This is a genomic window from Delftia acidovorans NBRC 14950, from assembly GCF_001598795.1.
Taxonomy (GTDB): domain Bacteria; phylum Pseudomonadota; class Gammaproteobacteria; order Burkholderiales; family Burkholderiaceae_C; genus Comamonas; species Comamonas acidovorans.
On sequence record NZ_BCZP01000009.1, the window covers coordinates 71,428 to 97,684 of the forward strand.

24 protein-coding genes are annotated in these 26,257 nt (G+C 65.4%); 23 read left to right on the forward strand and 1 reads right to left on the reverse strand.

What is annotated here, in order from left to right:
- Positions 1-50: 50 nt before the first annotated feature.
- A complete protein-coding gene (locus DA1_RS13655) occupies positions 51-284 on the reverse strand; it encodes a hypothetical protein (protein ID WP_034394087.1) in 234 nt (77 codons plus the stop codon).
- 30 nt (positions 285-314) lie between these two features.
- Between DA1_RS13655 and DA1_RS13660 the strand changes: the two genes are divergently transcribed.
- The 23 genes from DA1_RS13660 to DA1_RS13770 all read left to right on the forward strand — a co-directional run bounded on the left by DA1_RS13660 (position 315) and on the right by DA1_RS13770 (position 26,239).
- Positions 315-836, forward strand: coding sequence for a phage regulatory CII family protein (locus tag DA1_RS13660; RefSeq protein ID WP_034394085.1), 522 nt, complete (start codon positions 315-317; stop codon positions 834-836).
- Between the two features lie 427 nt (positions 837-1,263).
- On the forward strand, positions 1,264-3,732 hold the full coding sequence (locus tag DA1_RS13665; RefSeq protein ID WP_034394083.1) for a DUF5906 domain-containing protein: 2,469 nt from the start codon (positions 1,264-1,266) through the stop codon (positions 3,730-3,732).
- A 299-nt stretch (positions 3,733-4,031) separates the two neighbouring features.
- Entirely contained in the window at positions 4,032-4,271 is a 240-nt protein-coding gene (locus tag DA1_RS13670) for a hypothetical protein (protein WP_034394080.1), read from the forward strand.
- Complete coding sequence (locus tag DA1_RS13675; protein WP_155294277.1) at positions 4,268-5,113, forward strand: hypothetical protein; 846 nt, start codon at positions 4,268-4,270, stop codon at positions 5,111-5,113. The genes DA1_RS13670 and DA1_RS13675 overlap by 4 nt, the downstream gene beginning before the upstream one ends.
- 11 nt (positions 5,114-5,124) lie before the next feature.
- The gene (locus DA1_RS13680; protein WP_155294276.1) at positions 5,125-5,727 is read left to right on the forward strand and encodes a hypothetical protein; all 603 of its coding nucleotides are present in this window, start codon (positions 5,125-5,127) and stop codon (positions 5,725-5,727) included.
- Complete coding sequence (locus DA1_RS13685; protein WP_230590855.1) at positions 5,724-7,703, forward strand: phage terminase large subunit family protein; 1,980 nt, start codon at positions 5,724-5,726, stop codon at positions 7,701-7,703. The genes DA1_RS13680 and DA1_RS13685 overlap by 4 nt, the downstream gene beginning before the upstream one ends.
- Positions 7,700-8,086 (forward strand): Mor transcription activator family protein, encoded by a 387-nt coding sequence (locus DA1_RS13690; protein ID WP_051940834.1) that lies wholly within the window; start codon positions 7,700-7,702, stop codon positions 8,084-8,086. The genes DA1_RS13685 and DA1_RS13690 overlap by 4 nt, the downstream gene beginning before the upstream one ends.
- Positions 8,087-8,131: 45 nt before the next feature.
- Positions 8,132-8,353, forward strand: a complete 222-nt coding sequence (locus tag DA1_RS13695; RefSeq protein ID WP_034394077.1) for a phage head-tail joining protein — start codon at positions 8,132-8,134, stop codon at positions 8,351-8,353.
- A 9-nt stretch (positions 8,354-8,362) separates the two neighbouring features.
- Entirely contained in the window at positions 8,363-9,922 is a 1,560-nt protein-coding gene (locus tag DA1_RS13700; RefSeq protein WP_230590853.1) for a phage portal protein, read from the forward strand.
- Positions 9,923-10,032: 110 nt separating this feature from the next.
- A complete protein-coding gene (locus DA1_RS13705) occupies positions 10,033-12,141 on the forward strand; it encodes a ClpP-like prohead protease/major capsid protein fusion protein (RefSeq protein WP_034394074.1) in 2,109 nt (702 codons plus the stop codon).
- Between the two features lie 29 nt (positions 12,142-12,170).
- Complete coding sequence (locus tag DA1_RS13710) at positions 12,171-12,536, forward strand: DUF2190 family protein (protein WP_034394071.1); 366 nt, start codon at positions 12,171-12,173, stop codon at positions 12,534-12,536.
- A complete protein-coding gene (locus DA1_RS13715; protein WP_034394068.1) occupies positions 12,533-12,865 on the forward strand; it encodes a hypothetical protein in 333 nt (110 codons plus the stop codon). The genes DA1_RS13710 and DA1_RS13715 overlap by 4 nt, the downstream gene beginning before the upstream one ends.
- Complete coding sequence (locus DA1_RS13720) at positions 12,865-13,275, forward strand: hypothetical protein (RefSeq protein ID WP_034394065.1); 411 nt, start codon at positions 12,865-12,867, stop codon at positions 13,273-13,275. The genes DA1_RS13715 and DA1_RS13720 overlap by 1 nt, the downstream gene beginning before the upstream one ends.
- A 26-nt stretch (positions 13,276-13,301) precedes the next feature.
- Entirely contained in the window at positions 13,302-14,099 is a 798-nt protein-coding gene (locus DA1_RS13725) for a phage tail tube protein (RefSeq protein ID WP_034394062.1), read from the forward strand.
- Between the two features lie 104 nt (positions 14,100-14,203).
- Positions 14,204-16,894: a phage tail tape measure protein gene (locus DA1_RS13730; RefSeq protein WP_034394058.1), complete on the forward strand. Its 2,691-nt coding sequence runs from the start codon at positions 14,204-14,206 to the stop codon at positions 16,892-16,894.
- 2 nt (positions 16,895-16,896) lie between these two features.
- Positions 16,897-17,286 carry a hypothetical protein gene (locus DA1_RS13735; protein ID WP_034394055.1) on the forward strand — a complete coding sequence of 130 codons (390 nt, stop codon included), beginning with the start codon at positions 16,897-16,899 and terminating at the stop codon, positions 17,284-17,286.
- Between the two features lie 10 nt (positions 17,287-17,296).
- On the forward strand, positions 17,297-19,189 hold the full coding sequence (locus DA1_RS13740; protein ID WP_034394052.1) for a hypothetical protein: 1,893 nt from the start codon (positions 17,297-17,299) through the stop codon (positions 19,187-19,189).
- Positions 19,186-21,105 (forward strand): hypothetical protein, encoded by a 1,920-nt coding sequence (locus DA1_RS13745; RefSeq protein WP_034394049.1) that lies wholly within the window; start codon positions 19,186-19,188, stop codon positions 21,103-21,105. The genes DA1_RS13740 and DA1_RS13745 overlap by 4 nt, the downstream gene beginning before the upstream one ends.
- 14 nt (positions 21,106-21,119) lie before the next feature.
- Positions 21,120-22,289, forward strand: a complete 1,170-nt coding sequence (locus tag DA1_RS13750) for a hypothetical protein (protein WP_034394046.1) — start codon at positions 21,120-21,122, stop codon at positions 22,287-22,289.
- The gene (locus DA1_RS13755) at positions 22,289-23,689 is read left to right on the forward strand and encodes a LamG-like jellyroll fold domain-containing protein (RefSeq protein WP_051940832.1); all 1,401 of its coding nucleotides are present in this window, start codon (positions 22,289-22,291) and stop codon (positions 23,687-23,689) included. The genes DA1_RS13750 and DA1_RS13755 overlap by 1 nt, the downstream gene beginning before the upstream one ends.
- Positions 23,686-24,117 (forward strand): hypothetical protein, encoded by a 432-nt coding sequence (locus DA1_RS13760; RefSeq protein WP_034394042.1) that lies wholly within the window; start codon positions 23,686-23,688, stop codon positions 24,115-24,117. The genes DA1_RS13755 and DA1_RS13760 overlap by 4 nt, the downstream gene beginning before the upstream one ends.
- A 2-nt stretch (positions 24,118-24,119) precedes the next feature.
- The gene (locus tag DA1_RS13765; protein ID WP_034394040.1) at positions 24,120-26,006 is read left to right on the forward strand and encodes a hypothetical protein; all 1,887 of its coding nucleotides are present in this window, start codon (positions 24,120-24,122) and stop codon (positions 26,004-26,006) included.
- Positions 26,003-26,239, forward strand: coding sequence for a hypothetical protein (locus DA1_RS13770; protein ID WP_034394037.1), 237 nt, complete (start codon positions 26,003-26,005; stop codon positions 26,237-26,239). Before DA1_RS13765 ends, DA1_RS13770 begins: the two co-directional genes overlap by 4 nt.
- The last annotated feature ends 18 nt before the right edge of the window (positions 26,240-26,257 follow it).

Here is a 26,257-nt window from a genome sequence, read left to right on the forward strand (position 1 = left end):
TGAAGGTCGTGAGGTGCGCCATGGCTGATCACCATTGGTGTGGCCTACGGTCATGGCGCGACTGCATCTGCCATCCGGCGCAGCTGCTGCACGACTGCTGGACGCACGCTGCCTGTTTCCTCCATGCGTTGCATGCAGAGGTGGCTCCAGCGTCGCAGCTTGGCGACCGTGAAGCCGCGGCCCTCGCACTCCAGCACGAAGGCCATCTGGCCTACCAGCAGTTCCATTGCATCCATCCAGTCTCGAGTGGTGTCCGCTTCGGGTGTGGTGCGTTCCTGGTTCATCGCTTCTTGTCCTTTCGAGGGTGAGTGCTGATGTCCACGACTTTCTCAATTTCTCTGCCTGGCGGATATGGCGGCGTGGGCCCAGCGGCCGACACTCAGCTGGGGATGGACGAGATCCTGGCTGCGCAGCAGGCAGCCCAGGCGTTCAAGGGCGGGGTGCCTGCGCTGGCCCAGGCCATGGGCATATCGCCCAACACGCTGCAGCACAAGCTCAACCCGGGCAGCACGCGCCATCACCTGACCCTGCGTGAGTCCATTGCTCTGCAACGCATCACGCGCGACGTGGGCGTGATGCGCGCCATGGCCAAGGCCCTGGGCTATGTCTGTGTGCTGGCCACGCCAGACCAGGGAGAGGGCGACCCTGTGCAGGCATTCGCCAATTTCCAGGGCGAGGTGGCCGACTTCTCCCGCGCCATCGCCGACGCCATGGTCCACCAGCCTCCCAGCCCCAACGCCCAGCGCCGCATCGACTACCGCGCACAGGAAGTGATTGCGGCCACGTGCCACATGGTGAGCACCACGGCGGCCATGGTTCCAAAGCGGGCGACCTGACATGTTTCCAGCGACCACCCTAAGCCACAACCACCACGGCCTGGCCTTGTCCGCCATTCGGGCCTGCACCTCTATCTCCCTGCTGATTCGTGGTGGTCAGGGTGGTCGCTCCTTTCTTGCCGCACTCGCGGCCCAACGCACGCGTGGGGGTGACAGCCCATGCGCACGCACAACAGCAGGCACCAGCATGCACACATCTCCCTCGCGCCCCGCCCCGGCCGCGCGCACCCTGTTCCCCGCCCCCCTTTGCTTTCAGGAAGGCGCGCACACGCGCCTGTCAGTTGGGGGGTGGATGGCTTTGTCGCTTTTTTGCAACGGCTGCTTAAAAATTAAGCAAACCGATCACGGGTCCTTCCTGGCGAGCTTCAAAGCGGGTAATTCGAACCTTTTCCGCCGGGTAGTCAGTGGCGCTGGGAGTTACTGACTGATGTCCTCGAACTATGACGACGTCCTGGGCCAGCTCGTCCAGGCCGGCCTGGAGGTGGATCGGCTCGAAGTGGGGCGCCTGCGCCGCTGCCGGGTCGAGGGCCGGGGCAAGGAAAAGCCCGGCTGGTATCTGCTGCATGAGATGCGGCTGGACAACGGCAATGATCTGATCGTCGGCAGCTTCGGCGTCTGGAGCGGCGCCGAGAACAATGCCCGCAAGGTCGAGATCCGCAAGTCGGAGCTCAGCCGCGAGCAGTCCGAGGCGCTGCGCAAGCGCCTGGCCGAAGACAAGCGCCGCGCCGAGGCGGAGCGCAAGGCCGAGGCCGAGCGCGCAGCGGCCAGGGCCACGGCCGCATGGAAGAAATGCCAGCCGACGGGCGACAGCGACTACCTGGCCCGCAAGGGCGTGGGCGGCTACGGTGTGCGCCACTCGCCCAGCGGCGCCATGGTCATCCCGCTGCTGGACGCCATGGGCCACATCCACGGCCTGCAGATCATCCGCGGCAAGGATCGCAAGCCCGGCACGCGCGAGAAGGAATACTGGCCGCTGGGCCTGGTCAAGAAGGGGCGCTTCCACCTGATCGGCATGCCGGTGCCTGGCGGGGTGGTGCTGGTCGCCGAGGGCTATGCGACGGCGGCCAGCCTGCACATGGCCACCAACGTGCCGGTGGCCGTGGCCTTCGACGCCAACAACGTGCCGCTGGTGGCCGAGGCGCTGCGCGCCCGCTACAAGGGCGTGCGCCTGCTGATGTGCGCCGACGACGACAACACGCAGCGCTGCCATGCCAAGGACGAGGCCGAGAGCCAGCGCCTGGGCAAGCATGTGGAGTGCCGGGCCCGGGTGTGGCTGCCCGACGGCCGGACCTGCCCGAAGTGCGGCCAGGACCACAACGCGGGCAATGCCGGCATGACCATGGCCAGCACGGCCGCCATGCAGGTGGACGGCCAGTGGTTGGCGCCAGCCTTTGCCGATCCGGTGGCGTTGCGCGCCGGCTGGCTTGACGATGGCGCCAAGCTCAACGACTTCAACGACCTGCATCTGGCCGAAGGGCTGCATGTGGTGCGCGCCCAGGTGGAGGCCCGCCTGCTGGAATTGGGGTGGCGCACGCGCAGCGGGGCACAGCGCCTGCAGCCCAGCCGGGGGGAGGGGGGTGGCACGGTGCTGGAGCAGCTGCGGCCCATCGACAGCCTGGACGAGCTGCTGGAACGTTTTGCCCTGGTGTACGGCCAGGGCGGCGCAGTGTTCGACCACGACGAGCACCGGCTGGTGACCCTCACCGACATGGGCCACATCTGCCTGAGCCGCGACCTGTATCGGACCTGGAGCGAGCACCCCGACCGGCAGATCGTGCGGCCCGAGCAGGTGGGATTCGACCCGGCGTGCACGGATGAGTCCATCACCTGCAATCTGTGGGACGGCTGGCCCACCCGGCCCAAGCCTGGCAGCTGCGAGAAGCTGCTGGAGCTGCTGTGGCACATGTGCAGCGGCGACGGCAACGCGGATGTGCTCTACAACTGGGTGATCAGCTGGCTGGCCTACCCGCTGCAGCACCCAGGCGCGAAGATGAAATCCGCAATCGTCGTGCACGGGCCGCAGGGCACGGGCAAGAACATGTTCTTCGAGGCCTACATGGCCATCTTCGGCAAGTACGGCTGGACCATCGACCAGTCCGCCATCGAGGACAAGTTCAACGACTGGGCCAGTCGCAAGCTGTTCCTGATCGCCGACGAGGTGGTGGCCCGCTCTGATCTGTACCACGTCAAGAACAAGCTCAAGGCCTTCATCACCGGGGACCAGATCCGCATCAATCCCAAGAACATGGCGGCCTACTACGAGGCCAACCACGTCAACATGGTGTTCCTGTCCAACGAGGCCATGCCCGTGGTGCTCGAAGAGGACGACCGGCGCCACGCCATCATCTGGACGCCAGCCAAGCTGGATGCCGAGTTCTACCGGGCCGTAAAGGCGGAGATCGATGCTGGCGGCGCCGCTGCGCTGTACGACTTCCTGTTGGGCTGGGATGTGGGCGATTTCGACAACGCCACGCAGCCCCCCATGACCGAGGCCAAGCAGGAGCTGATCGCACTGAGTCTGGACAGCCCGAGCAAGTTCGTGCGGGCCTTCGAGGCAGGGGACGTGCCAGGCTTCCCTGGCAAGGGCGCGCCGGGCCTGCTGACGCCGTGCCTGACCACGGACATCTACGAGCTCTACAAGTGGTGGTGCGGCAACACCAATGAGAAGGCGTTGACCCTACCCAGGTTCGCCAACGCTCTCAAGCGCAAGCACCAGGCCGGCATCGAGCGCAAACGCTACGTGCTGGATTTCAACCGGACGGTAGGCCCTGCCAGCGTCTGCTATCTGCCCGGTGGCCAGGAGCTGCCCCCCGGCCGCCCCGAGACGGAGTGGCTGGGCGAGCGCATCGACGTCTTCAAGCGGTCGATGAAAGACGCCAAGGGAGGTGCCCTGTGAAGCACTGCACCCTCGCTCGCCCTGATCTGTGCGGCATGTGCGGCATGCCGTGCGGCTTCGCGTGCGTCATTAAGTCATTGATTTCAAAGGCATGTGCGGCATGTGCGCCATCCCTCCTTATGTGTGTGGGCGCAGGCGTGTGCGCACACCTGCGCAGGTGCGCGCATGTGCCTATGCGTGAGCATGGCGCACATACCGCACATAGCGCACACATCAAGCGCGACAAGCACTTACGTCATTTTCACGACGCACATCTAGCCGCACTACATACCGCACAACCCTTTTTGAAAGGAAAAGAGATGGAGAGAGAAGAAAAGAGGGTGATTGGCTGCACGGCCGAGAACGCTGCTCTGGTGCGCGACGTGGTCAAGACCTGGCCGCAGCTGCACGGGCTGGTCCACCAGCTGCAGGCCGCCGGCATCTTCCCTGGCTTGCGTTCCCTGGAGTTCACACTGCGCGGCGGCCCACAGTTCCGGGCCCAGGGCCTGGAGGCGCTTGTGGCGAGCCGCGCGGCAGTGGAAGAGGGGGGCGCGGCATGAGCAGCTTCTCCGTCGAAATGTCGGCCCGGGTGCTGGGCCAGGCCGAATTGCTGGCCCAGCTGCACGGCATGACCGGAGCACAGGCGGCAGGCGCCTACGCCAAGGCCATCAACGACACGGCATTCGAGGTGCGGCGCGCCATGCAGGCCGAGATGCGTGCCCGGTTCGACCGGCCCACGGACTACATCCTGCGCTCGCCGCGCGTGAAGATGGCTACGGCGGCGCGCCTGTCGGCCTCGATCGCGCCGGACTACATGGGCGGCAAGGGGATTGATCCGCAGAAGATCCTGCGTGCCCAGGGCGAGGGCGGCACCCGCCGCGACAAGCGAAGTGAGGTGGCTCTGCGGCGCGCCGGGATTCTTCCTAACGGATATCAGACTGCAATTCCAGCCGATAGGTATGGCGGGCCGTATCCGGGTAGCGACGATGGGCGCGGCAACCTCAAGGGCAGCTTTCTGGTGCAGCTGCTGGCGTACTTCCAGGCCTTTGCAGATGAGGGGCGTGGCTTCAAGGCCAACATGACCGAGAAGGGCTACAAGCGCGTGCACAAGGGCACGAAGAAGGCTGTGGGCCGGCGCTACTTCGTGGCCTACGGCAAGGCACGCGGCGGCGCGCGCACCACGGCCCTGGGCGAAGCCGACGCCCGCACGTCCCACCTTGCCCCGGGTATCTGGGCTGCGAGCGGCACGGGCGGCGCGGATGTGCGCGCCGTGCTGTTGTTCGTGAAGCGGGCCCACTACAGCGTGCGCCTGGAGAGCGAAGCAATCGCCAAGCGCGCCGACGCACAGAACTACCTGGAAAAGCGCCTGCGCTATCGCGTAAGGGAGGCGGCCGGAGTATGAGCGAGCACCGCATGCATCCTGAAGAAATGAGCCTGGGCGAGTTCAACCGCCACATGGGCTACAAGGGCCGCTTCGCCTGGCAGCTCAAGAATGAGCAGCGCCTGGTAATGAGCGATGACGGCAAGCGTGTGCGCGTGGCCGATTCCATCCGCTTGATCAACGAAACCAAGGACCCCAGCCGGGCCGCTGTGGCCGCCCGCCATGCCGCTGGCAGACAGGGCGCGCTGGCCTCCGCGCCAGAAGAACCGGAGGACGACAGCGAGAGCGCTGTCTCTGAGCCGGGTGCGACGGGCAGCGGTTTCAAGTTTCACGACGGCAAGGCCAAGCGTGAGCACTATTCGGCGCTGCGCGAGGAGATTGCCTACTTCAAGGAAGTGGGCCAGCTCATGGATGCCGACGAAGCCCTTGGTGCCTTCGCGGACGCGGGGGCGCGCGTGGGCGCGGTGCTGGACACCGTGCCCGCCAGCGTCGGCCCCATGCTGGTGGGGCAGCCTGCCGAGGAGATTGTGAGGATCCTGGAAGACCAGATGGATGTGGCCCGGGCCGAGCTGGCCGTGGCCGTCGAAAAGCTGGCCGCCGAGATCAGCAAGCGCAGGAAAGAGGGGACCGCTTGAACAGCGCCGCACAACGAAACATCGGCTGCCCCAGCGTCGCGCTGCGCGCCATGGCCAAGACCATAGGGCCACGCAAGCGCCGGTCCGTCAGCCAGTGGGCGGATGCAGAGCGCAAGCTCTCGGGCAAGGGCAGCGCGATTACCGGGCAATGGCGCACCAGCCGCAACCCGCCGCTGCGCGAGCCCATGGACTGCGCATCGCCCAAGTCCGGGGTGCATGAAATCGTCTTGATGTTCCCCATCCAGTTCGGCAAGACCGAGGTGGAGGTCAACATCCTGGGCCACACCATGACCGACGACCCGTGCCCGGTGATGGTCGTGCTGCCCGGCGAAGTCTCGATGAACAAATGGGTCAACCAGAAGTTGAACCCCATGATCGAGGAATGCGACGCGGTGCGCGGGGCGCTGCGCAGCGTGGCCAGCCGGGATGCCAGCAACACGCGCGAGTTCAAGGACTTCGTGGGCGGCCAGCTGTACATGGAGCATGCCGGCTCGCCCTCGCGCGCCAAGTCCTCCTCGATCCGCAAGCTGTTGGTCGACGAGCTCGATGAGATCGCGGCCAACTGGAAGGGCGGCGACGACCCTGTCGAGATGTTCGACGGCCGCACCAGCGCCTTCCCGGCCACCGGCCTGCGCGTGTACATCAGCAGCCCCCAGGTACGGGGCCTGAGCCGCATCGAGGCCAAGTACCTCAAGTCCGACCAGCGCCGCTACCACGTCCCGTGCCCGCACTGCAGCCACATGCAGCCCCTGAAATGGTCGGGCCTGCACTGGAGCCCTGATCGGTCCAAGGTCTGGTATGTCTGCGAGGAAAACGGCTGCTGCATCGATGAGCACCACAAGACGGCCATGATCGCCGCCGGCCGCTGGGTCGCCGAGAACCCCGACAGCAAGATCCGCGGCTACCACATCAACTGCCTGTACTACCAGTTTGGCCTGGGCCCGACCTGGGCCACCCTGGTGGAGATGTGGCTCGACGTGCAGGGCGACCCGGCCCGGCTCAAGACGTTTGTGAATGACCGCCTGGCCGAGCCCTGGGAGGACAAGTCCATGCGTCTGGTGCGCCACAACGTCATCCAGGAGCGGGCCGAGCCCTACGTGCTGCGCGTTGCGCCCCGTGGTGTGCTCTACGTCACGGCGGGCGTGGACACGCAGGACGACCGGCTGGCTGTGCACCTGACCGGCTGGGGCCGCGGCATGGCCTTCTGGACGCTGGACTACTTCGAGCTGCCAGGCGACCCCGCCGAGGGCGCCGTGTGGGCGGCCTTGACCGAGGCACTCAACAAGGCCATTCAGCGCGTGGACGGCGTGCTGCTGCGCGTGGAGGCCATGGCCCAGGACCAGGGCGGCCACCGCACCGACGAGGTCAAGAACTACATCCGCCAGGCCCTGGTGCGCCGGCCCATGTCCATCCATGGAGCCATCGCCAACAACGCGCCCGTGCTCAGCAAGCCCAAGCTGATGGACGTCACCCACAAGGGCAGGACGGACAAGAAGGGCGTGCGGGTCTACACGGTGGGTACGGTGTCTTGCAAGGACTGGCTGTTCGGCCGGCTCAGCGTGGATGCGGAGCGCAAGCCCGAGGAGCGCGTCACGCACTTCAGCGACCAGCTGGATGCCTTCTATTTCGCAGGCTTGGTGTCGGAGACCTACGACCCCTCGAAAAACCGCTATGTGGTGAAGAAGGGCGCGCGCAACGAGCCGCTGGACACCTGGTGCTACAGCTATGCCGCAGCCCATCACCCTGAGCTGCGCCTGCACCGGCACCGGGAGGTTGATTGGGACGCGCGTGAGAAGTACCTGTTGCAACAGCTTGCGCGGCAGCCGGATGGATCCTTTGTGCCCGCCGCTCCGCTCCCACGGAACGGCACTTCGCCCGAACCCGCCAGCCCGCCAGCGCCCACCAAGCCGAGGCCTGCACCACGCCGGCCACAGAAATCCCACTTTGCCTCTGATGATTGGAGTAGCCGACTATGAACACACAACCCCAATGCCTTGATGCACAGGCGGCAGATGCTGTCTTGCAACTGGAATACGACCTGGTCGAGATGGTGAGGGAGGAAATGGGTTGGCCCGAAGCCCAGGCCTATCCCTTGGCCAAGGCTTTGGTGCGAGGGATGCGCAAGCGGTATGGGGGCATGCGCATCGGTGGTCGCGGCGCGGCCATCTACATCCCAGCGCCAAGCAAGGAGGAGCGGAACGAGGCAATCAGGCGGGAGTTCGATGGAACGAACCGGGCGGCCGTCATGGCCAAGTACGGCATCAAGCGCACGCAGCTGTATCGCATCATCAGCCGGCGACCCGGGGCTGCGCGGATTGGCGTGTCCAGCGCGAAAGTCCCATTTTTCGACAAGAAATGAAACAGGCATTGCTGTAGCTTGCGATCACCAATCTAGGGGCTGCACATGACTGCCATCACCAAGGAACATCTTGATCAGCTCGACCTGGCAATCGCCACGGGAGAGCTGACCGTCTCGTACAGGGGACGGACACACACCTACCAAACCACCGACCAGATGCTCAAGGCGCGCGCCCACATTGCCCGGCTGCTTCGGCAGCAAAGCGGTGCTGGGACTGCCGCCTTTGCAGGCCGGAGCTACGGCCTCGCCAGTTTTGATCGGGAATGAAAGCCCACCATGACCCTGAACCTGATTGATCGACTCGTTGGCTGGTGGTCTCCCGTGGATGGCGTGCGCCGTGCTCAGGCACGCAATGTGCTCGCCCACTATGAGGCCGCTCAACCCACCCGGCTGCGCAAGCACCGCAACATCAACCCATCGCCCAATAGCCTGGTGGAGCGCAGCGCTGGTGCCCTGCGCAACCATGCCCGCTACCTGGAGCGGAATCACGACCTGACCCGGGGTGCGCTGCGGACCCTCGTCAACAATGTGGTCGGTCCCAATGGCATCGGTATCGAACCGCAGCCGCGGCGACGCGATGGCTCGATACACACGGAATATGCCGAACAGCTGCGGCGGTTGCGGCGACAGTGGTGTCGGCGGCCAGAAGTCACGGGCCGCATGCATTGGGCCCAGGCCGAGCGCATGTCGGCCTACAGCTGGATACGCGATGGCGAGATGTTCTCCCAACTGGTTATAGGGGAAGTCGCCGGGCTCAGGCATGCCGGATCGGTGCCGTTCAGCATTGAATTGCTGGAGGCGGATTTCGTGCCGCTGGAGTACAGCGACCTGAACCGCAAGATCCGCCAAGGCATACAGGTCAATGACTGGGGCCGGCCTGTGAATTACCACGTCTTCCGACGAGACCCCCGTGAGGCTGGGGCGTGGATCTCCCCGACAGATCTCAAAAGCATCCCGGCGGCAAATATGCTGCATGTTTCGACCATGGATCGTCTCCACCAATGGCGCGGGATAAGTGAATTCGCCAGTGTCCTTAATCGTGTCGAAGATCTCAAGGACTACGAGGAAAGTGAGCGAATTGCCGCCAAAATCGCCGCGTCCATGGCGGCATACGTGAAGCGCAATGCGGGTACGGACGGCTTTGATACCGAACAAGATAAGCGCGAGAAAGACGAAGATGGCAGGCCGATCCCGCGTGAAATGCGCATGCAACCGGGAATGATCTTTGACGACCTGATGGTGGGCGAAGAGATCGGGCTCATCGACACCAATCGGCCCAACCCCAACCTGGTAGCCTGGCGCAGCGGCCAGTTGCGGGCCTATGCGGCGGGGATCGGTGCCAGCTACAGCAGCATCAGTCGTGACTACAGCGGAACATACAGCGCGTTGCGCCAAGAGCTGGTGGAGCAATGGGTGCACTATGCGGTGCTGGCCGACGACTTTGCGGGCCAGTTCAGCCTGCCGGTTTGGGAAACCCTGGTACGTGTTGCGCACTTGAGCAACGTCTTGCCAATCCCCAAGGATGTCGAACCGGGGACAGAGGCAGAGTGCTTGCTGATCGGCCAGGCCATGCCCTGGATCGATCCACTCAAGGAGGCAAACGCCTGGGAGAAGCTGGTGCGCGGAGGGTTTGCCAGCGAGGTTGAGGTCATCCGGCGCCGGGGCGGCAATCCTCGGGAGACGTTGGACCAGATCCAACAGTTCCGGCGTGATGCCGCAGAGAGGGGACTCCGCATGGCTTCGAATCCTGCGGATGACCGGGCAGCACCGTTGACTCCCGATGGCAGCGAGGATCCCGACCAGGAGGAGGGGGTCAAGGTCACGCCAGACACCTGACATCCACAACTCTGCAAATAGTCCCATTTCTCGGCAAGAAATGGGACGCCTAGAAAAAGAAACTGCCTGCATTCGCCCTGTTTGGGCTCAACGAATGCAGGCAGTTTCACATGAGCACAACCCAGAAGTGGTACGCGATCCGGCGCAAGAGCGCAATGGCCGCTGCTGCAGCCGGCACGCTGGCTGCCGCTGAAATCTTCATCTATGGCGACATCGGTGAGAGCTGGTGGGATGAAACCGTCAGCGCCCGGGATTTCGTGGCCGAACTGCAGGCGCTGGACGTTGAAGCGATCACCGTGCGCATCAACAGCGTGGGCGGCAGCGTGCCGGATGGCTTGGCCATCTACAACGCCATGCGGCGTCACAAGGCCACCGTCACTGTCGAAGTGGATGGCATGGCCTTCTCCATCGCCAGCTTGATTGCCATGGGCGGCGACAAGGTCCATATGGCCGACAACGCCATGCTCATGATCCATGCGCCCTGGACCTATGCCGCTGGCAACGCGGCCGAGCTGCGCGATCTTGCAGACCAGCTGGATACCTGGGCTGCAGCAATGGCGACCAGCTATGCAGCCCGTACCAACGACCACGACGGCGCCCTGGCGCTGCTCACCGATGGCAAGGACCACTACTACACGGCGGCCGAGGCCAAGGCCGCTGGCTTTGTCGACGAGGTCACCGAAGCCCACCCCATTGCGGCCAGCGCATCCCGCGACCTGCCGATTTCTCGCTATCGCTCCCTGCCGTCCGCCTTGGCGCAGACGGTGGGCTCTCCTGCGGCAACAGCCGCGCCATCCGCTCCTCAAGAGGAACCCATGAACAAGAACCGCAAGCACTCGCCACAGAACGCCATTGGCGCTTCCGGCGCCGCTGCTGCAGGTGGCGGAAGCGCCGCACCCGCAGTAGCCACCGCGCCTGAAGCAGCCTCTGTGCTGGCCGCCGACCAGACGCGGCGCCAGTCCATTCGCACAGCATTCGCCGCTTTCTCCGACCGCCCAGGGGTGGTTGCGCTGCAGCAGACCTGCGAGGATGACTATGGCATCACCGCCGAGGCAGCCGGCGCACGCCTTCTGGCGCACCTCGGCTCCCAGGCTACCCCCGTGGCAGGCCTTGCCACGGTGGAAGACGAAACCGACAAGCGTCGTGGTGCGGCTGTCGCTGCGCTGTTGGTGCGTGCAGGCTATGCCACCAAGGATCAGGTGGCTGCGCAGGCGAGCAATCCCTACCGGGGCATGAGCCTTGTGGAGATGGCACGGGCATCACTGGAGCGCATCGGCGTGTCGGCCCGTGGCATGGACAAGCGCGACCTCGTCGCCGCAGCTTTCACCCAGTCGACCAGCGATTTCCCCATCCTGCTCACGGATGCGATCCATCGCACGCTGCTGTCGGCCTACTCGGTGCAGGCCCTGACCTGGCAGCGCTTTTGCAAGCGCGGCTCTGTGTCCGACTTCCGCGCGCATCACCGGCTGCGCGCTGGCTCCCTGGGCAACCTGCAGCCCAAAAATGAACTGGGCGAGTACAAATCCATCGCCATCCCCGATGGTGAAAAGTCCAGCATTGCGGCGGCAACCAAGGGCTACATCATCAATCTCAGCCGCGAGATGGTGATCAACGATGACCTGGGTGCTCTCACTGATCAAGCCGCAGCCATGGGCCGCAGTGCCGCCCGTACCGTTGAAACGGATGTCTACAAGCTGCTGGCCGAAAACGACGGCATGGGCCCCACGATGGACGACGGCAAAACCCTGCTGCACTCTGACCACGGCAACGTGGTGACTGCACCGGCCGGGCCGACTACCCAGTCGTTCCAAGACTTCCGCGTGCTCATGGCCAAGCACAAGGACATCAGCAAGAACGATTTTCTCAACCTCCTGCCCGCAGTGTGGCTGGGCCCGCTCGGCCTGGAGGCGCTTGCAAAGCTGGTGAACCAGGCCCAGTACGAGCCGAGCACCTCCAAAAACGCCATGACGCCAAACATCAGCCTGGGCCTCTTCCGGGACATCGTGGGTTCTCCTCGTCTGGAAGGCACACGCCACTACGCGCTCACCGATCCGAACGAGGCAGCAGCCATCGAAGTGGCTTTCCTCGACGGCGTGGATACGCCTTTTCTTGAGCAGGAATCCGCCTTCACCACCGACGGCACTCGCTTCAAGGTGCGCCTTGACTACGGCGTCGGTGCCCATGACTGGCGCGGTATCGCCACCAACGCAGGCGCCTGAGCGCATTGCTATCAAAGGAGTAGCGGCAAATGGCAAACAACCACATTGCACCCGGCCGGGTGATGGACTACGTCAATACAGGCGCGGAAATCGTGAACAGCGGAGATGTCGTGGTCTCTGGCAGCACCCTGGGTGTTGCCCTGGTCAATATTGCGCCGGGAGCCACTGGCTCTGTGGCAGTCGATGGTGTCTTTCGCGTGCCCAAGGTTGCCGGCGCGGCCATTGGCCAGGGCGTGGCTCTCGTGTTCAAGAAGGCTTCCCAAGCGTTCTCTGTCGGCGCAACTGCTGCAGGCGATGTATCCGGGCCCGCTGCTGTCGCCTGGGCTTCGGCTGCTCAGGCGGCCGAATGGGTGGACGTCAAGTTCACGGGCGTGCCCGGAACGGTGGCCGCATGATGTCTGCCACGCCGAACCTCGCGCCCTTCGCTGCGGCGCAGTCAAGGCTGGGCGCCGCCGTGCAGCAGCGTCTGTCCAATGCGATTGCCACATGGCAAGGCGGGTCCAGGTTTGGCGTGCTCTTCGATCGTGACGACGAGGACTACATGCCGGAAACCGTCTCGGCAGTTCGCTTGACCGTGTCCATGTGCGTGGCCAACGCGCCAGGCATTGCCGAAGGCGAGAGAGGCCTGGTGGTGGATGGCCAACCCTACATCGTGTCCAGCCCGGTCATCCCCGATGCCGGAGGCTGGGCCACGTTCGCCGTGATGCCCCAGGGAGGTGCCTGATGCTGGAGCTTGAACCCGTTCTAGCCCAGCGCCTGGCTGCACTGCCGGCCTTCACTGGCTGGCGGATCAGCGGAGGCACCGACGCCGCCAATCGCACCCTGGTGCCAGGTGCCGATGTACGCATGAGCGGTGCCAATGGCGCTGCTGAGCGGCGCACGGTTTCCCAGCTGCAATTCGTTTGGACGGTGGGTCTTGTCGTCCCCCGGAGCGACAGCGCAGCCGGGCAACTTGGCGCGGCCATGCGCGCCGCCTTGGGGGCCTTGCACAACTGGCGGCCGGGGAGTGTGGCCGGGCAGGAATGGACCGAGCTGCAGTTCGCCAATGTCCGCGAAGCGGCCTTCAGCGATTCGGGCCTGGCCGGCTTCGAGATCTCCTTCACCACGACGACCCTGGTGCCCGGCCAGACCTGACAAACCATTTTCAAGGATCACCCGCAATGCCTATCCAGCACACCTCCAACCAGTACCTGATCCCGCGTGGCCGGGCCTACTTCGACCCCTTCGATGCCAATGAAGCCTTGACCGGCGAGATCGATCTGGGCAACTGCCCGGACATCAAGATCACTGTTGCCAGCGAAAAGGCCGAGCACTTCAGCAGCCAGACAGGCCTGCGTGAAAAGGACGGCAGCTGGGTCGTGCAGATCAACCGCACGGGCTCGGTCACCTGCGACAACTTCTCGCCCCGCAATGCCGCACTGTGGCTGTCTGGCACCCACTCGATCAAGCAGCAGGCGGCGGTTGCTGTGGCTGGCGAAGTCCGCTCGGTGTTGCCCGGCCGCCAGTATCAACTGGGGGCCACCCCGGCGAATCCACTGGGCGTGCGCAACGTGACAGAGGTGACCGTCAAGAGCGAGGACGGTCAGACCGATTTCGATGCGGGCGTGCACTTCAACGTCGATACCGAAACTGGCCGCGTGCAGATCCTGGAGCTCGAGACAGGCGGCATCCCGGCGGGAAAGGTGATGTTCGGCTACAAGCCCGTGGCCGGTCGGTTCGAGTCGGTGGCCTCGGGCGCCAAGGCTGAGCTCTCCGGCGCGCTCCGCATCGTGTCGAACAACGCTGCAGGCGGAAACCGGGACTGGTATCTGCCCAAGGTCACCCTCTCTCCCAATGGGGATTTGGCCCTGATCGCCGAAGGCACTGACCCCGTGAGCATGGAGATGGGCCTGGAAGTGCTCAAGCCAGCCAATGCCGAGGCCGTTTACTGCGACGGCAGGCCGATCTCCATGCCCTGACCCTCAACCTCCACCCGGCGCCTGCCGGGTGGTTGGCCCTGCGGCTTGCCAAGGACGCAGCGCCAACCATCGAGCCCCACCCCCACCAGCCTCACCAGCACACCATGGCCTTCAAGCCCATCGAGATCATCATCAACGCCAAGGACAACGCCTCGGCGGTGTTCGGGCGTCTGCAGACCATGATCGTCACTGTGGGCGCGGCTTTGCTCAGCTATTTCGGCGTGACCGCCTTTGCTGGTGCGGTAAAGGGTGCCGCAGATTTCGAGGAGGCCATGAGCCGCGTGAAGGCGGCAACAGACGGCACGGCCGAGGAAATGGCGGCCCTGAGAAAGGCTGCAGAGGACGCTGGGGCAAACACCAAGTACACCAGCGTCGAGGCCGCTGCGGCGTTGGAGAACCTTGCCAAGGCCGGCCTGAGTGCCAACGACGCTATAGCTGCGCTGCCCGCTGTGTTGTCGCTGGCCCAGGCTGGCGACCTCGCTCTGGGCCAGTCGGCCGAGTTCGTGACCAAGGCCGTCATGGGCATGGGCCTTTCGTTCCAGGATGCAGGTAGGGTTGCCGACGTCCTTGCGAAGGGTGCGAACGCAACCAACACCAGCGTGGAAGGACTGGCGCAGGCGCTGAGCTATGCGGCGCCCGTGGCCAACACGCTGGGCCTCAGCCTGGAAAGCACCGTCGCCATCATCGGCAAGTTCGCTGACGCTGGCATCGATGCCAGTCGCGCCGGCACGGCCCTCAATTCCATCCTGAGCCAGTTCGCCAACCCCGCAAGCCAGTTCCGCAAGGAGTTGGGTGCAGCCGGGATCGTCACCACTGATTTCGAGAAGGCACTGCACCAGCTGGCGGCCAAGGGACCGGAGGGAGCTCGGGCCATCAACGCCGTGGGCCTTGAGGCCGGGCCCGCACTGCGCGCGCTGCTCAACCAGGGCATGGGCGCGCTGGACGATCTGACAGGCAAGCTGCGTGAGGCCGAGGGCAGTGCGGCGGCGACTGCAAAGACCATGTCCGACAACCTCAACGGCTCCATCAAAGGCCTGTCGAGCGTCTGGGACTCCCTCACCAATGCGCTGGCCACGCCCGTGTTGCCTGTCCTCAAGCAGGCCTTCGATGACCTGGCCCTGTCCTTGAGGGGCATCGTCTCCGATGGCACGGTGACGCGGTTTGGCGAATCCATCGCCACCGCATTCAAGAACGGCATCGACTACATACGTCAGTTCCTGCAGACCATCGACTTCCAGGCCGTGGGCGTGAAGCTCCAGGCCTTTGCCGACGAGACGAATGCCGCATTCACGAAGGTCGGGGAGTACGCCACCAATGCGGGCAACACGCTGCAGACCGTCTGGGGCGTGATGACGGCAGGGACAAATGCCGTCCTGACTGTTATCTACGGCCTGGGCAGCGTGTTCGCCGAGGTGGCCAGCTCCATCATGACGGGCGTGTCCAAGCTGCGGCAGGGGCTGGCGACGGTCACCTTCGGCAAGCTCTCCGAATCGTTCAAGCTCGCGGCGGACGACGCGGTGCTGGCAGCCGAGGGTTTCAGCGATGCCGCCCAGGCGATGCGCGACAAGGCCGCCGAAGCGTTGCAGGATACGGCCGATGCGGCGCAGACTGCACGAGCCGGGTTTGCCGGTCTGATCGGCGCTTCCAAGGAGGCCGGCGCTGCGGCAAGCCAGTCATCGCTGAATTTCCGCGAAGTCGCCGCTGCAATCGAAGAGACTGGCCGTAAATCCGCTGAAGCCAAAAAGGCCTCTCTGGACAAGGCAGCTGCGGATACTGCTGCTGCAGAGAGCGTCAAGCGCCTGCGGGCCGAATACAGCGAACTGATGGCGAGCGGCAACCTTCAGGCTGCGGCCGAGAAGCTGCGCGAAATCGACAAGGCTCAACGGGGAGTGGCCGACTCTGCGAAGTTGGCCGCCGAGGCTACTGCGCTGATCGACCAAGCCTATGCCGACCTGGGCCTGACCACTGGAACGGAACTCAAGCGCCTGGCCGACCAAGGCCGGGCCGCTTTCAGCCAGCTGGAGAAGGACGGCACGCAGTCTGCACTGCGCATGGCCGACGCCTTCAAGGTGATGGCTGAGCGTGCCATTGCTGCCAATGGCGGGATCGTTCCTGCATGGCTGAAGCTGGAGGCATCGGCAAAAGGCTACACGATTGCACTGGACGATGCCGGCAAAGCGGTCGTCAATACCGACAAGGCCACTCGCAGTGCAACTGGCTCTATGGTTGACAGCCTTGACCGCGTGGGCAACGCCACAAGGCGCGTCAGCGGGTATGTGCGAGATCTGGGCAGCGACTTCGGCTTCACGGCGGATGCGGCAATCAAACTGGCCCAGGCTGGCCAGCATCTGGCGGCCGTGCAGGCCCAGAAGAATCAGGACACGGCTGATTCGAGCATCACCAAGACGCAAGGTCAGACAAATGCCATCAGCAACTTGGTGCCGGCTTTCGAGACCGTAGAAGAGCTTCGGGCCTGGAACGAAGAATGGAAGCGCCAATACGGGGAGATGAACCCGTTCTCGGTCAAGAGCAGCGGAGCGCTTGGCAACTACCAATATGACCTCACGCAGTTCGCCGTTTCCGAGGCGGAAAAGGCGATCAAGCTCAAGCAGGCCAGTGCCACAGGCAAGGCGTCATCCGGCCAAGCCGGCGGCACGACCTCCACCACTCGCACGATCAACCTCAACATCAACGGGCGGGCGCTGGGTGCCGTCAACACTGACGCAGCCGGAGAAGCCGCGCTTGAGCGCTTGCTGGATGAACTCGAGCGCAGCAAGGCGCTTGCGGGGCAGTGAACATGGCAACCACAAACCACACCCTCGGCGCATTGCCGCTGCCCTCCGGAATGATCTGGGTCGATGAGTTCGATTGGACCTCTGTGGCCAGGAGCAGCGAACGCAGCATCACGGGCGCCTTGCTCGTTGACGAGGCTGCGATTGTGGCCGGCAGGCCCGTCACTCTTGAGGGCGAGGAGTCCCAAGGGTGGATACGCAGGGCCACTTTGCTGGCACTGATGGAAATGGCGGATGACCTGGGCCAGACCTACGAGCTCCGTCTGGCTGACGGGCGCACCTTGAACGTTCAATTTTCAGGTTCGCAACCTATCACCGCAAAGCCTATCGGCCGGCCGGAGTTGCCTGTTGCTGCACACCCCTATGTGGCGACGGTGCGCCTGATCACCGTATGAGGACAAGTACATGACTATCAAAGACGGCGACATCGTGCTGCTCGCCAGCAAGGTGATGGACGACGTGCCCGAGGGCGGCGGCGGTCCCTCGGGCAACGTGATCGAGTGGGGCGTCAGCAATGGCGTGTTCCCCGATGTGACCGAGGTGGACCGTGCCGGCGGCGACGCCAGCATCCGGCAGCTTTTCTCTGCCGTGCGAACCCCGAATACAGAGGCGCTGCTGGACGCTAACGTGATCCTGTCGGGCATGCCCACGGACCCCAACGTCAGCGTGACGCTGGTGCCTTGCGGGGCCTTCGACCGGCGCACCGAGATCGCTGCGGCCATCGCCAGCTATCTGATCCCTGCGCCGGAATGGAACGGCTACCTGCTCGAGAACCACGTTCAGGGACAGGCCGCCATCCACATCTTCCACCGGCCCGGCACCCCCGCACCCACCATCGGCCGCACCTTGGTGCTGGTGGCAAACGAGGGGGCTGCAAACGAGGTGCTGCAGTACGTGCGTGTGCTACGGGTCGAGACCGAGACGCAGAGTTTTACGTATTCCGTGTCCGGCGGCTATGTCGACTACCAAGCCAGTGTCACCCGCTGCGAGATCACGCCGCGCCTGCGCACAGCCTTCGCCGGCAGCCCGCCGAACCGGACGTTTGTTCGTGACCCGGGCAAGACGAAGATCCGCGACACCACCGTCGCTGATGCTGCCACCTACTACGGCGCGCAGACCCTGAGCGCTGCGGTCTCCCTCGGCGAAAACGTCCTGCGCGTGTCCAGCATCTACACCCAGCTGGTGCCCAGCTCGCGTACCGAGTCCGTTGCGCTGGACCAGCGGCCGGCCGGCGTGCGGCAGCTGACCCTGGCCACGGCGCCGCGCGACATCAAGGTGGCCGCTGCGCCCCACACGCGGCGCATCCGCGTGAGCCAAGAGAACCGGGGCTACTCATGGGTGCACATCCTGCGGCCCTTTCCCGCGCCCAACACCGTGGCCGTGTCGTTCCAGATCCTGGGCATCTGGTACACGGCCACGGACAACGGGCAGGGTGAGCTGACGGGCGGCGCCGTGGGCACGGTCAACTACACCAACGGCTCCATCTCGGTCACGCTGCCGGAGCTGCCTGATGACAGTTCCAGCATCATCTTCCAGTGGGGCGAAGCAAGCGCGTTCGTGAATCGTTCGGGCGCCACGGGCTGGCGGCTGCCCGAGCATGCGCTGCGCCTGGACCACCGGGGCATCAAGCGTGGCACGCTGTCGATCAAGTGGCAGTCGGCCGGTGTGCTGCGCACGGCCACCGACAACGATGGACAGCTGCAGGGCGATGCCACGGGCGAGATCAACTATGCCTCGGGCGCGCTGCTGCTGCGCCCCAAGTTCATGATCGATGCTGGCGGCCAGTTCGCCATCGAATACGACTACGCGAACATCATCGAAAAGAACGTGGTCGTGACCCCCGATGCGGGCGGCTTCGCCACGGTCAACTTCGACACCGAACCTGCGGCCGGGTCGGTGTCCATCGGCTGGATCACGGTGCGCAATCTGTCGGCCAGCTCGGGCGCGTCATCGGCGGGGACGGCGGCCGGCAAGAACACCGGCAACACCAGCAAGGTGAGCTACATGCCCCAGGTGCCGCCCGTGGCGCCGCCGGCAACGACCAGCCGCGTGCCGCTGCCAGGCAACGACATCTATGCCAAGTACATGGCCCCAGGCGGCACGCGAGTGCTGACGCAGGAGGCCGTCTACATCGAAGTGACCGCTGCATATGCGCCGGACGGCTACCACTACCCCGTGCCCGATGCCACGGGCGTCACCTGGTCCGAGGGGGACTATGCGCAAGGGCAGATCAGCATCGGGGGCACCACCTACAGGCGCTGGGGTTCATCCATCACCAATGGGAGTAACGGATCATGACCGGGATGGCCGCAGCCGTCGTCACGACGACAACCAATACCAACTCGACAGCCACGTCGACCTCCAGCCATAGCAGGACCAGCTACCAGACCAGCAAGACGCAGGACACAGTGCGCCATCTGCTGACCGACGATGGCCATGGCTCGTTCGGCCCGGATGGGACGATCAGCTACGCGGGCAAGTTCGCCAACGTGCGCTTCGTGCAGCTGGACAGCAAGACCGAAGGCTACAACAGCGATTTTGAGGACGCCAAGACCTTCGAGTCCACTTCGATGTCCGGCGGCGGAGGCGACCCTGGTTCGAGCAGCTCGTCGTCCAAGGGCGGCGAGCGCAGCGACACCTCGGTCAGCGAAGAGATCCTGGCGGCCAGCACCGTCACACTGACGTATGCCGAGGGCTTTGCTTCCCCGCAACACCACGTGATGAGCTACACGCCCGAGCCGCTCACGCTGGACTTGTGCCCCTACACCACCGACTACATCGTGCCCAACAGCGTGCGATTCCGGTGGATGGGCCAGGTGTATGAGGACTACGACGGAGTGCTTGTGCGGGGCCGCACTGCAATCAGCCCGGGCATCGTCGCGGGCGCCCTGGACTATTCCAGTGGAGTCGCGCGCATCACGGACTATGTCGTGGGCGGCTCGCCCACCGATTTCGCCGTCGAGAGCCTGTGGACCGTGCGCCAGAACTGGACCACGGCCAGCATCTTCATGCGTACCGCAGCTTCGCCGGTCAAGCCTTCGGGTTTCGTCATGAACCTGTCCGATGCCACCGGCGCCCAGATCACGGCCATCGCCGGTATCGACGGGCTGATCACGGGCGATCACCTGCGCGGGCGCATCGACTACCAGACCGGCGTGGTGGAGCTGCAGTTTGGTGACTACGTCCTCGACACCTCGCTGACGGCCGCGCAGAAGGCCGAGTGGTGGTACTCGGCCGACGACGTGGGCGCCGTGCAGCCGGACAAGATCTGGCGCCCCTGGCCCGTGGACCCGACCACGCTGCGCTACAACAGCGTCAGCTATTTCTACTTGCCGCTGGACGAGACCGTCATCGGCCTGGACCCGGTGCGCCTGCCGCAAGATGGCCGCGTGCCTATCTACCGGGTGGGCGGCTACCTGGTGATCGGCCACACGGGCAAGATCGGCCCCGCCCAGCTCACCAACGGCCAGACCCTCAACTGCGGTCGCACCCGGCTCTCGCGCGTGTACTTGGTGGGCGCTGACAGCAAGCTGATCCACCAGGGCTGGACCGTGGACCTCGACGCCGGCCTGGTCAGCGTGCAGGATACGACGGGCTGGGTGCAGCCCGTGCGCGTGTTCCACCGAATCGAAGAGATGGCCAGGGCGTCGGACGTGCAGATCAGCGGAGCCATCACCCTTACCAAGTCGCTGAGCCACGAATTCCCCGTGGGCTCCATCGTCAGCAATGCCCTCATGTCGGGCACGCTGCGCGCCCGGGTGAGCCATCTGTTTGACCAGAACACCTGGACCGGCCGCTGGCAGGACACAGTCGACGGCGCCGAGGCCCTGGCCAGCTACAACGACACCGTGGCGCCTATCCAAGTGACCAATGCCGGGGCCATCCCGCAGCGCTGGATGCTGCGCTTCAAAGACACGACCAACTTCGAGTGCATCGGCCAGGACGTGGGCAACATCGGCTCGGGCTCGATCAATACCGACTTCGCGCCCATCAACCCCATCAGCGCCGCGCCGTACTTCACTGTGCGCGCCATCGGCTGGGGCCAGGGCTGGGCCGCCGGCAACGTGTTGCGCATCAACACCGTGGGTGCCATGCAGCCCTTTGCGGCCATCCGCACCGTGCAGCCCAGCGAGGCGGCGGGCACCGACCACGCCTTCGAGCTGCTCACGCGCGGCGACGTCGACCGCCCACCCACCAATCCCCAGACCATCTGATCCCGAGGTAGCCCATGATCTACACGTTTGATTCCACCCAGGCCGGCGCCCCGGTGCTGTCCGGCACGGCCGGCGCGCTGGCGACGGTCCTCAAAGCCTGCCTGGTCGATGGCTTCGGCGCAGGCGTTGTCGTGTCGCTGGTGGTCACCGCCGGCGTCGCCAAGGCCACGTATTCGGCCTCCCATCCTTTCCGGGCGGGAACCGTCGCGCGCATCGCTGGCGCGACGCCCGCAGGACTGAACGGCGACAAGCTGATCCTGGCGACCACGGCCAACAGCGTCACCTATACCGCAGCGGACGTGGCGGACGGGGCGGCCACAGGCACCATCACCAGCCGCATGGCGCCTGCCGGATGGCAGGAGCTGTTCGCAGGCACGGTAGCCAATGTGCTGGTGGTCAAGCCCTCGGCTGTGGAGGCAACCGGTTGCGTGCTGCGAATCGATGATGCCGGCACGACCAATGCGCGCCTGCGCGGCTATGAGTCCATGACCGATGCGGTGACCGGCCATGGGCCGATCCCACTCGACAGCCATGTGTCAGGCGGCGTGTACTGGTCCAAGGCCTATGGCGCCGACGGCACGCCGATCCCCTGGCGCGTCTGGGCCGACAGCAGGGGTTTCTACTTCGCCGTGTCCCCTCGCGGCAATGCGGATCGGTACACGCTCTTCTATGCCGGAGACCTTGCAAGCTTCAAGTCCGGCGATGCCTGGGGCTGGTTGCTCACGGGCAATGCATCGGACCAGGTCGGCGTGACCTGGCGGCCAGATGGTTGCTGTGGCTGGTCCAGCCGTAATGCGCGCGCCGGCATGTATCTCGCGCGCTCGCATACCGGCGTGGGCCAGTCCATTGCGGCGGCCCGATATGGCGCCCACCACAACGGCCCCGCCACGGAAACCTATGCCGGCACCAGCGGCTACGCATGGGGCTCCTACCCCAACAGTCCCAACAACGGGCTGATGACCGGCGAGCTTGAGGTGTTCGCCCTGGGCATGCGGGGCACATTGCCTGGCCTGCTGCATCCCATACAGGATTGCGGCGACGCATTCACCAGCGGGACCACGCTGGACGGCACGGACGAATTCCTGGGGCGCAAGCTCATGGCTTGGCGCGTGGGTCCACCCGCGCTGGGCGGCGAGGGCGGCGGTACTGTGTTCATCGATGCGACAGGCCCCTGGAGCCGCTGATGCCGCACGCTGCTCAATGGGTGCTGTCCGGCGTCGCCGGCTACAACGCGCCGGGCCTTGCCCTGGCCGAGCTACGTATGTTGACGGGCGACCCGCAGTGGTCCAGCACGTCCCTGCTGGTCCATGCCATGGACGGCGCGCTTGTGGACGCCACGGGCAAGGCCCTGGCGCCCACCGCTGTGACGGTGGACCCTGCCAATCCCTACGACGGCTATCCCACGCTGGCGTGTGTCACAGGCACGGCGATCACGACACCAGCGCACGCATCTCTGGCCTTCGGCAGCGGGGACTTTTCGGTGGAGGCCATCGTGCGCATCGATGCGATCCCAGCAGCCGGTGACGGCTATGCGTTGTTCGCCAACGCAACCTCCTCCGCGCTTCCCTCCACGTTCTTCATCAGCGACCTCGGCACGCTGCAGGCCTGGAACAACGGCATCGTGGTCCCGGTGGCCTCCAGCGGCGCGCCGTTGCCCCTGGGGCGTTTTGCGCATGTCGAATGGCGGCGTGTCGCCGGCGTGCTGTATGCGTTGCTGGACGGCGTGCTGCAGTGGTCGGTGCCGCACACGGCCAACTATGCGTCCACCGGCCCCGCGACGCTGCTGGCCAACCCCGGCGGCGGCTCGGGCTGGTTGCGCGGCTGGCTCGCAGCGCTGCGCATCACCAAGGGCCAGCGCTACCAGGGAACGACAGCGTGGCCGGGCCGGCAATTTGCGCGAGGCCCGGTGTCCGTGCTCGCTCCGACCTACTCGGCGACCATCGATCCCACCGAAGGCGCGGTCAGCGATTTGTCCGATGTGGGGGCAGCTGGTGCGGCATGGGTCGATGTGTCGCCCGGGGGCTTTCGGATCGTTGCCGATTTTGCGGCGCCGGTCTCTGTCGATGCGCTGCAGTTTCAGTCCGCCGGCAATGGCATCGAGTTCGCGCAGCTCATGTGCCGCGATGGTGCCGGCCGGTGGCAGATAACAGGGGAGATTGCCAGCCCTTACGTGGCGGATCAGTCTTGGTCGGCCGTCCTCAACGGTGCTATGTCGGCGGCACGCGCTCGGCCTCGGTCGCGCGCAGCCCGTACCTCGGTGGTCGTGTCGGCTCCGCTCAGTGCGTTCTCCGCCCGCGTCTCGCGCGTGCGGGCCGTCGACACGCAGTTCGGCGGGCCCGGCCGGATTTTCGGAACCACCAAGACTAAGGCCACGCCCAGCAATCTGCCCACGAAGGCGCGCGTGGTGCTGCTGCACCAGCGCAGCAAGCTGCTGGTCCGCGAGACGTGGAGCGACCCCGACACCGGCGATTACTCGTTCGATGGGCTCGATGTGCGGCAGGAATTCCTCGCGCTGGCCGAGGACGCGGCGGGCAATTTCCGGGCCGTGGCGGCGCAGCGACTGCTGCCAGGGGCCACGCCATGACCGCCGGCATCTGGGAGATCGGCCCCGCCATGGCACTGGCGCAGCTGCAGGCCACGGCCACGCGCTCGGACGTGGGCACTGGCAACGCCCGCGTGCGCATCTACCTCGAGGTGCCGGCCGACTTCCTCGGCAGCCGAGGGGTTCAACAGGCCGAGGTCGTGCTGGCCAGGCCCAGCGCCACGGTGGTCAACGGCACCCTGGTGCTGCACGTCCGCGATGCGGCCGGCGCCATGGTCATGGCCACAGGCATCCCGCGTTGGGCAGACTGGCATGCAGCCGATGGCACGCTGCTCGCCGGCGGCGAGGTGTCGGACGCTGATCACGCTGGCCCCTGGCGCCTTTTCGGCGGCCAGACCCCTGAGGGCGAGACCAGCCCGCTGCTGTACGCCGGCAGCCTGGTGCAGCTCGGCGAAACCAGCCTGACGTAGCCATGGCCACCGAGACGGATCTGCTCTTTAACGCGCCCCTGGGCGACGGGCACTCGCCCGTCGACCTGGTCTTCGCCGATGACGAGCCCGCCGAGCAGGTCGTGGTGCTGCGCGCCGCCGGCCGCATCACGGGCCTGCGCGGTGCTGTTGCCCTGCGTACCCTGGTGCTGGCCTCGGCGCAAGGCCGGATCACCGGGCTGCGTGGCGCGGCGCGCGGGCAGATCAACATCAACGTGGCCCGGCCCACCGTGGGGCAGGTGCCCAGCGCCTGGCAGGAGGCGACAGCGGCGCGGGCTGTTCTGCGCAGCGTCTACGAGCAGGCCGCGCCCGTTCTGGCCGCCGTGCAGGAGCGGGGCGAGGCCGCCGTGGCCATATCGACCCTGCTGCTGCAGACGTGGCAGCAGGCCCAGCGCCTGGCGCACGCCACGCAAGCGGCCTGGCAGGACGGCCAGTATGTGGCCCGCACGCTTCGCCAGGCCTACGAAGAGGCCGCGCGCACGCGCGCTGCATCCCGCCAGGCCTGGCAGGAGGCCGAGCGCGTCTGCATGGTGTCGCAGCAGCAGTTCGAGGAGGCACTGCGGCGCCGGCATTCGGTCGCGCAGTCCTTCGGTGTGGGCGTGCTCCGTGGTGCGGCTGTCCGCACGGACATGCAGGACGGCAGGGCAGTGCGTATCGCAGTGCTGGGCCGGTACGAAGAGGCGTGGAACCCGCGCCCAGGTATCACGCCGCCCGGCCCGAAGCCGCCGATAGAGCCGCCGTGCTACGTGCCTGTCGTCGGCGGGCCGGCAGATCTGGTGTTTGTGGACCCCTGGTCCAGCAGCACGCACCTGGTTTTTGTGTGCTGCAAGCCCGGCCCCGATCCAGAGCCTCCGCGCTACCAAATCCCACTTCTAAAGGTCTACATGACAGTTCATTCAATGGAGGCGGTGCTGCTGCCGAACATGGAGCCCGTGGCGTTGACGGATGTCTCTATCGCCAGCGATGACGATGGCTTCGCATGGAGCCTGTCCGCCAACGGCCCGGGTCACCTGCTGGAGCAACTAGCACCAATCGGTGGCATTCCCGTGCGAATCCGCGTGGTTGTCGACGGGGTGGACTTTGTGTTCGTGGTGCAAAGCCTGGCACGCACGAGGCGATTCGGTGAGCATAGGGTGGCGTTGCAGGGAGTCAGTACCAGTGCGCTGCTGGGCAGTCCCTATATGCCTGAGCAAACGTGGTTGGGGAATTCGCCCGCTACTGCACAGCAGCTTCTGATCCAGGCGCTTGAGTTCACTGGCGTGGACCTTGATTGGACAATTCCGGACTGGTTGGTGCCTGCTGGTGTGTGGAGCCATCGTGGCACACCGTTGTCTGCGGTCATGCGGGTGGCAGAGGCCGTGGGTGCTGTGGTCCGTAGCCATCGAACCCAGGACCGGCTTATCGTTGCCCCCCGGTTTCCCGTCCTGCCCTGGAATTGGCCGGCGGCCGTGCCTGATGTGTCAATGCCAGCCGCTGTCATCGCAACTGATGACCTGCGGCCCGAACCCCGGGCCCCCTACAACGCTGTCTACGTCAGCGGTCAAGCCGGCGGCATCTTGGGGCATGTATTGCGTGCGGGCTCGGCAGGTGAGCAGCTCGCGCCGCAGGTGACGGATGCACTCATCACCGATGAGACTGCGGCACGCCAGCGCGGTGCAGTGGTTCTGGCCGGGGCGGGCAACAAGCTGATCCAGAGCATCACCATGCCGCTGGTGACGGGCGGGAGCGCGCCAGGATTGATCCAGCCGGGCCAGTTGATCGAGGTCGCCGATGTGGGCCAGACCTGGCGGGGCCTGGTCCGTGCCACTCGCCTCAGTGCATCAATGCCCGTGGTCCGGCAACAAATCACGGTGGAGCGGACCGCTACATGACCACAACCAACCTTTTCAAGCGTTTGCAGCAGTTGCTGCCGGCCGATCCTGTGCTCACGGGCACCGTGTCAGCGGTCGATGGCGATGGGATGGCCACTGTGGACTTGCCTGGCGGCGGGAATTTGCGTGTGCGCAATCCGCTGGGCAGCGCGCTGGGCGACAGCGTCTACATCCAGGGGCAGGCGATCACAGGGGATGCTCCGCAGCTCCCCTTTGTGCGTATCGAAATCTAGAAACAACACAGGAGGAAA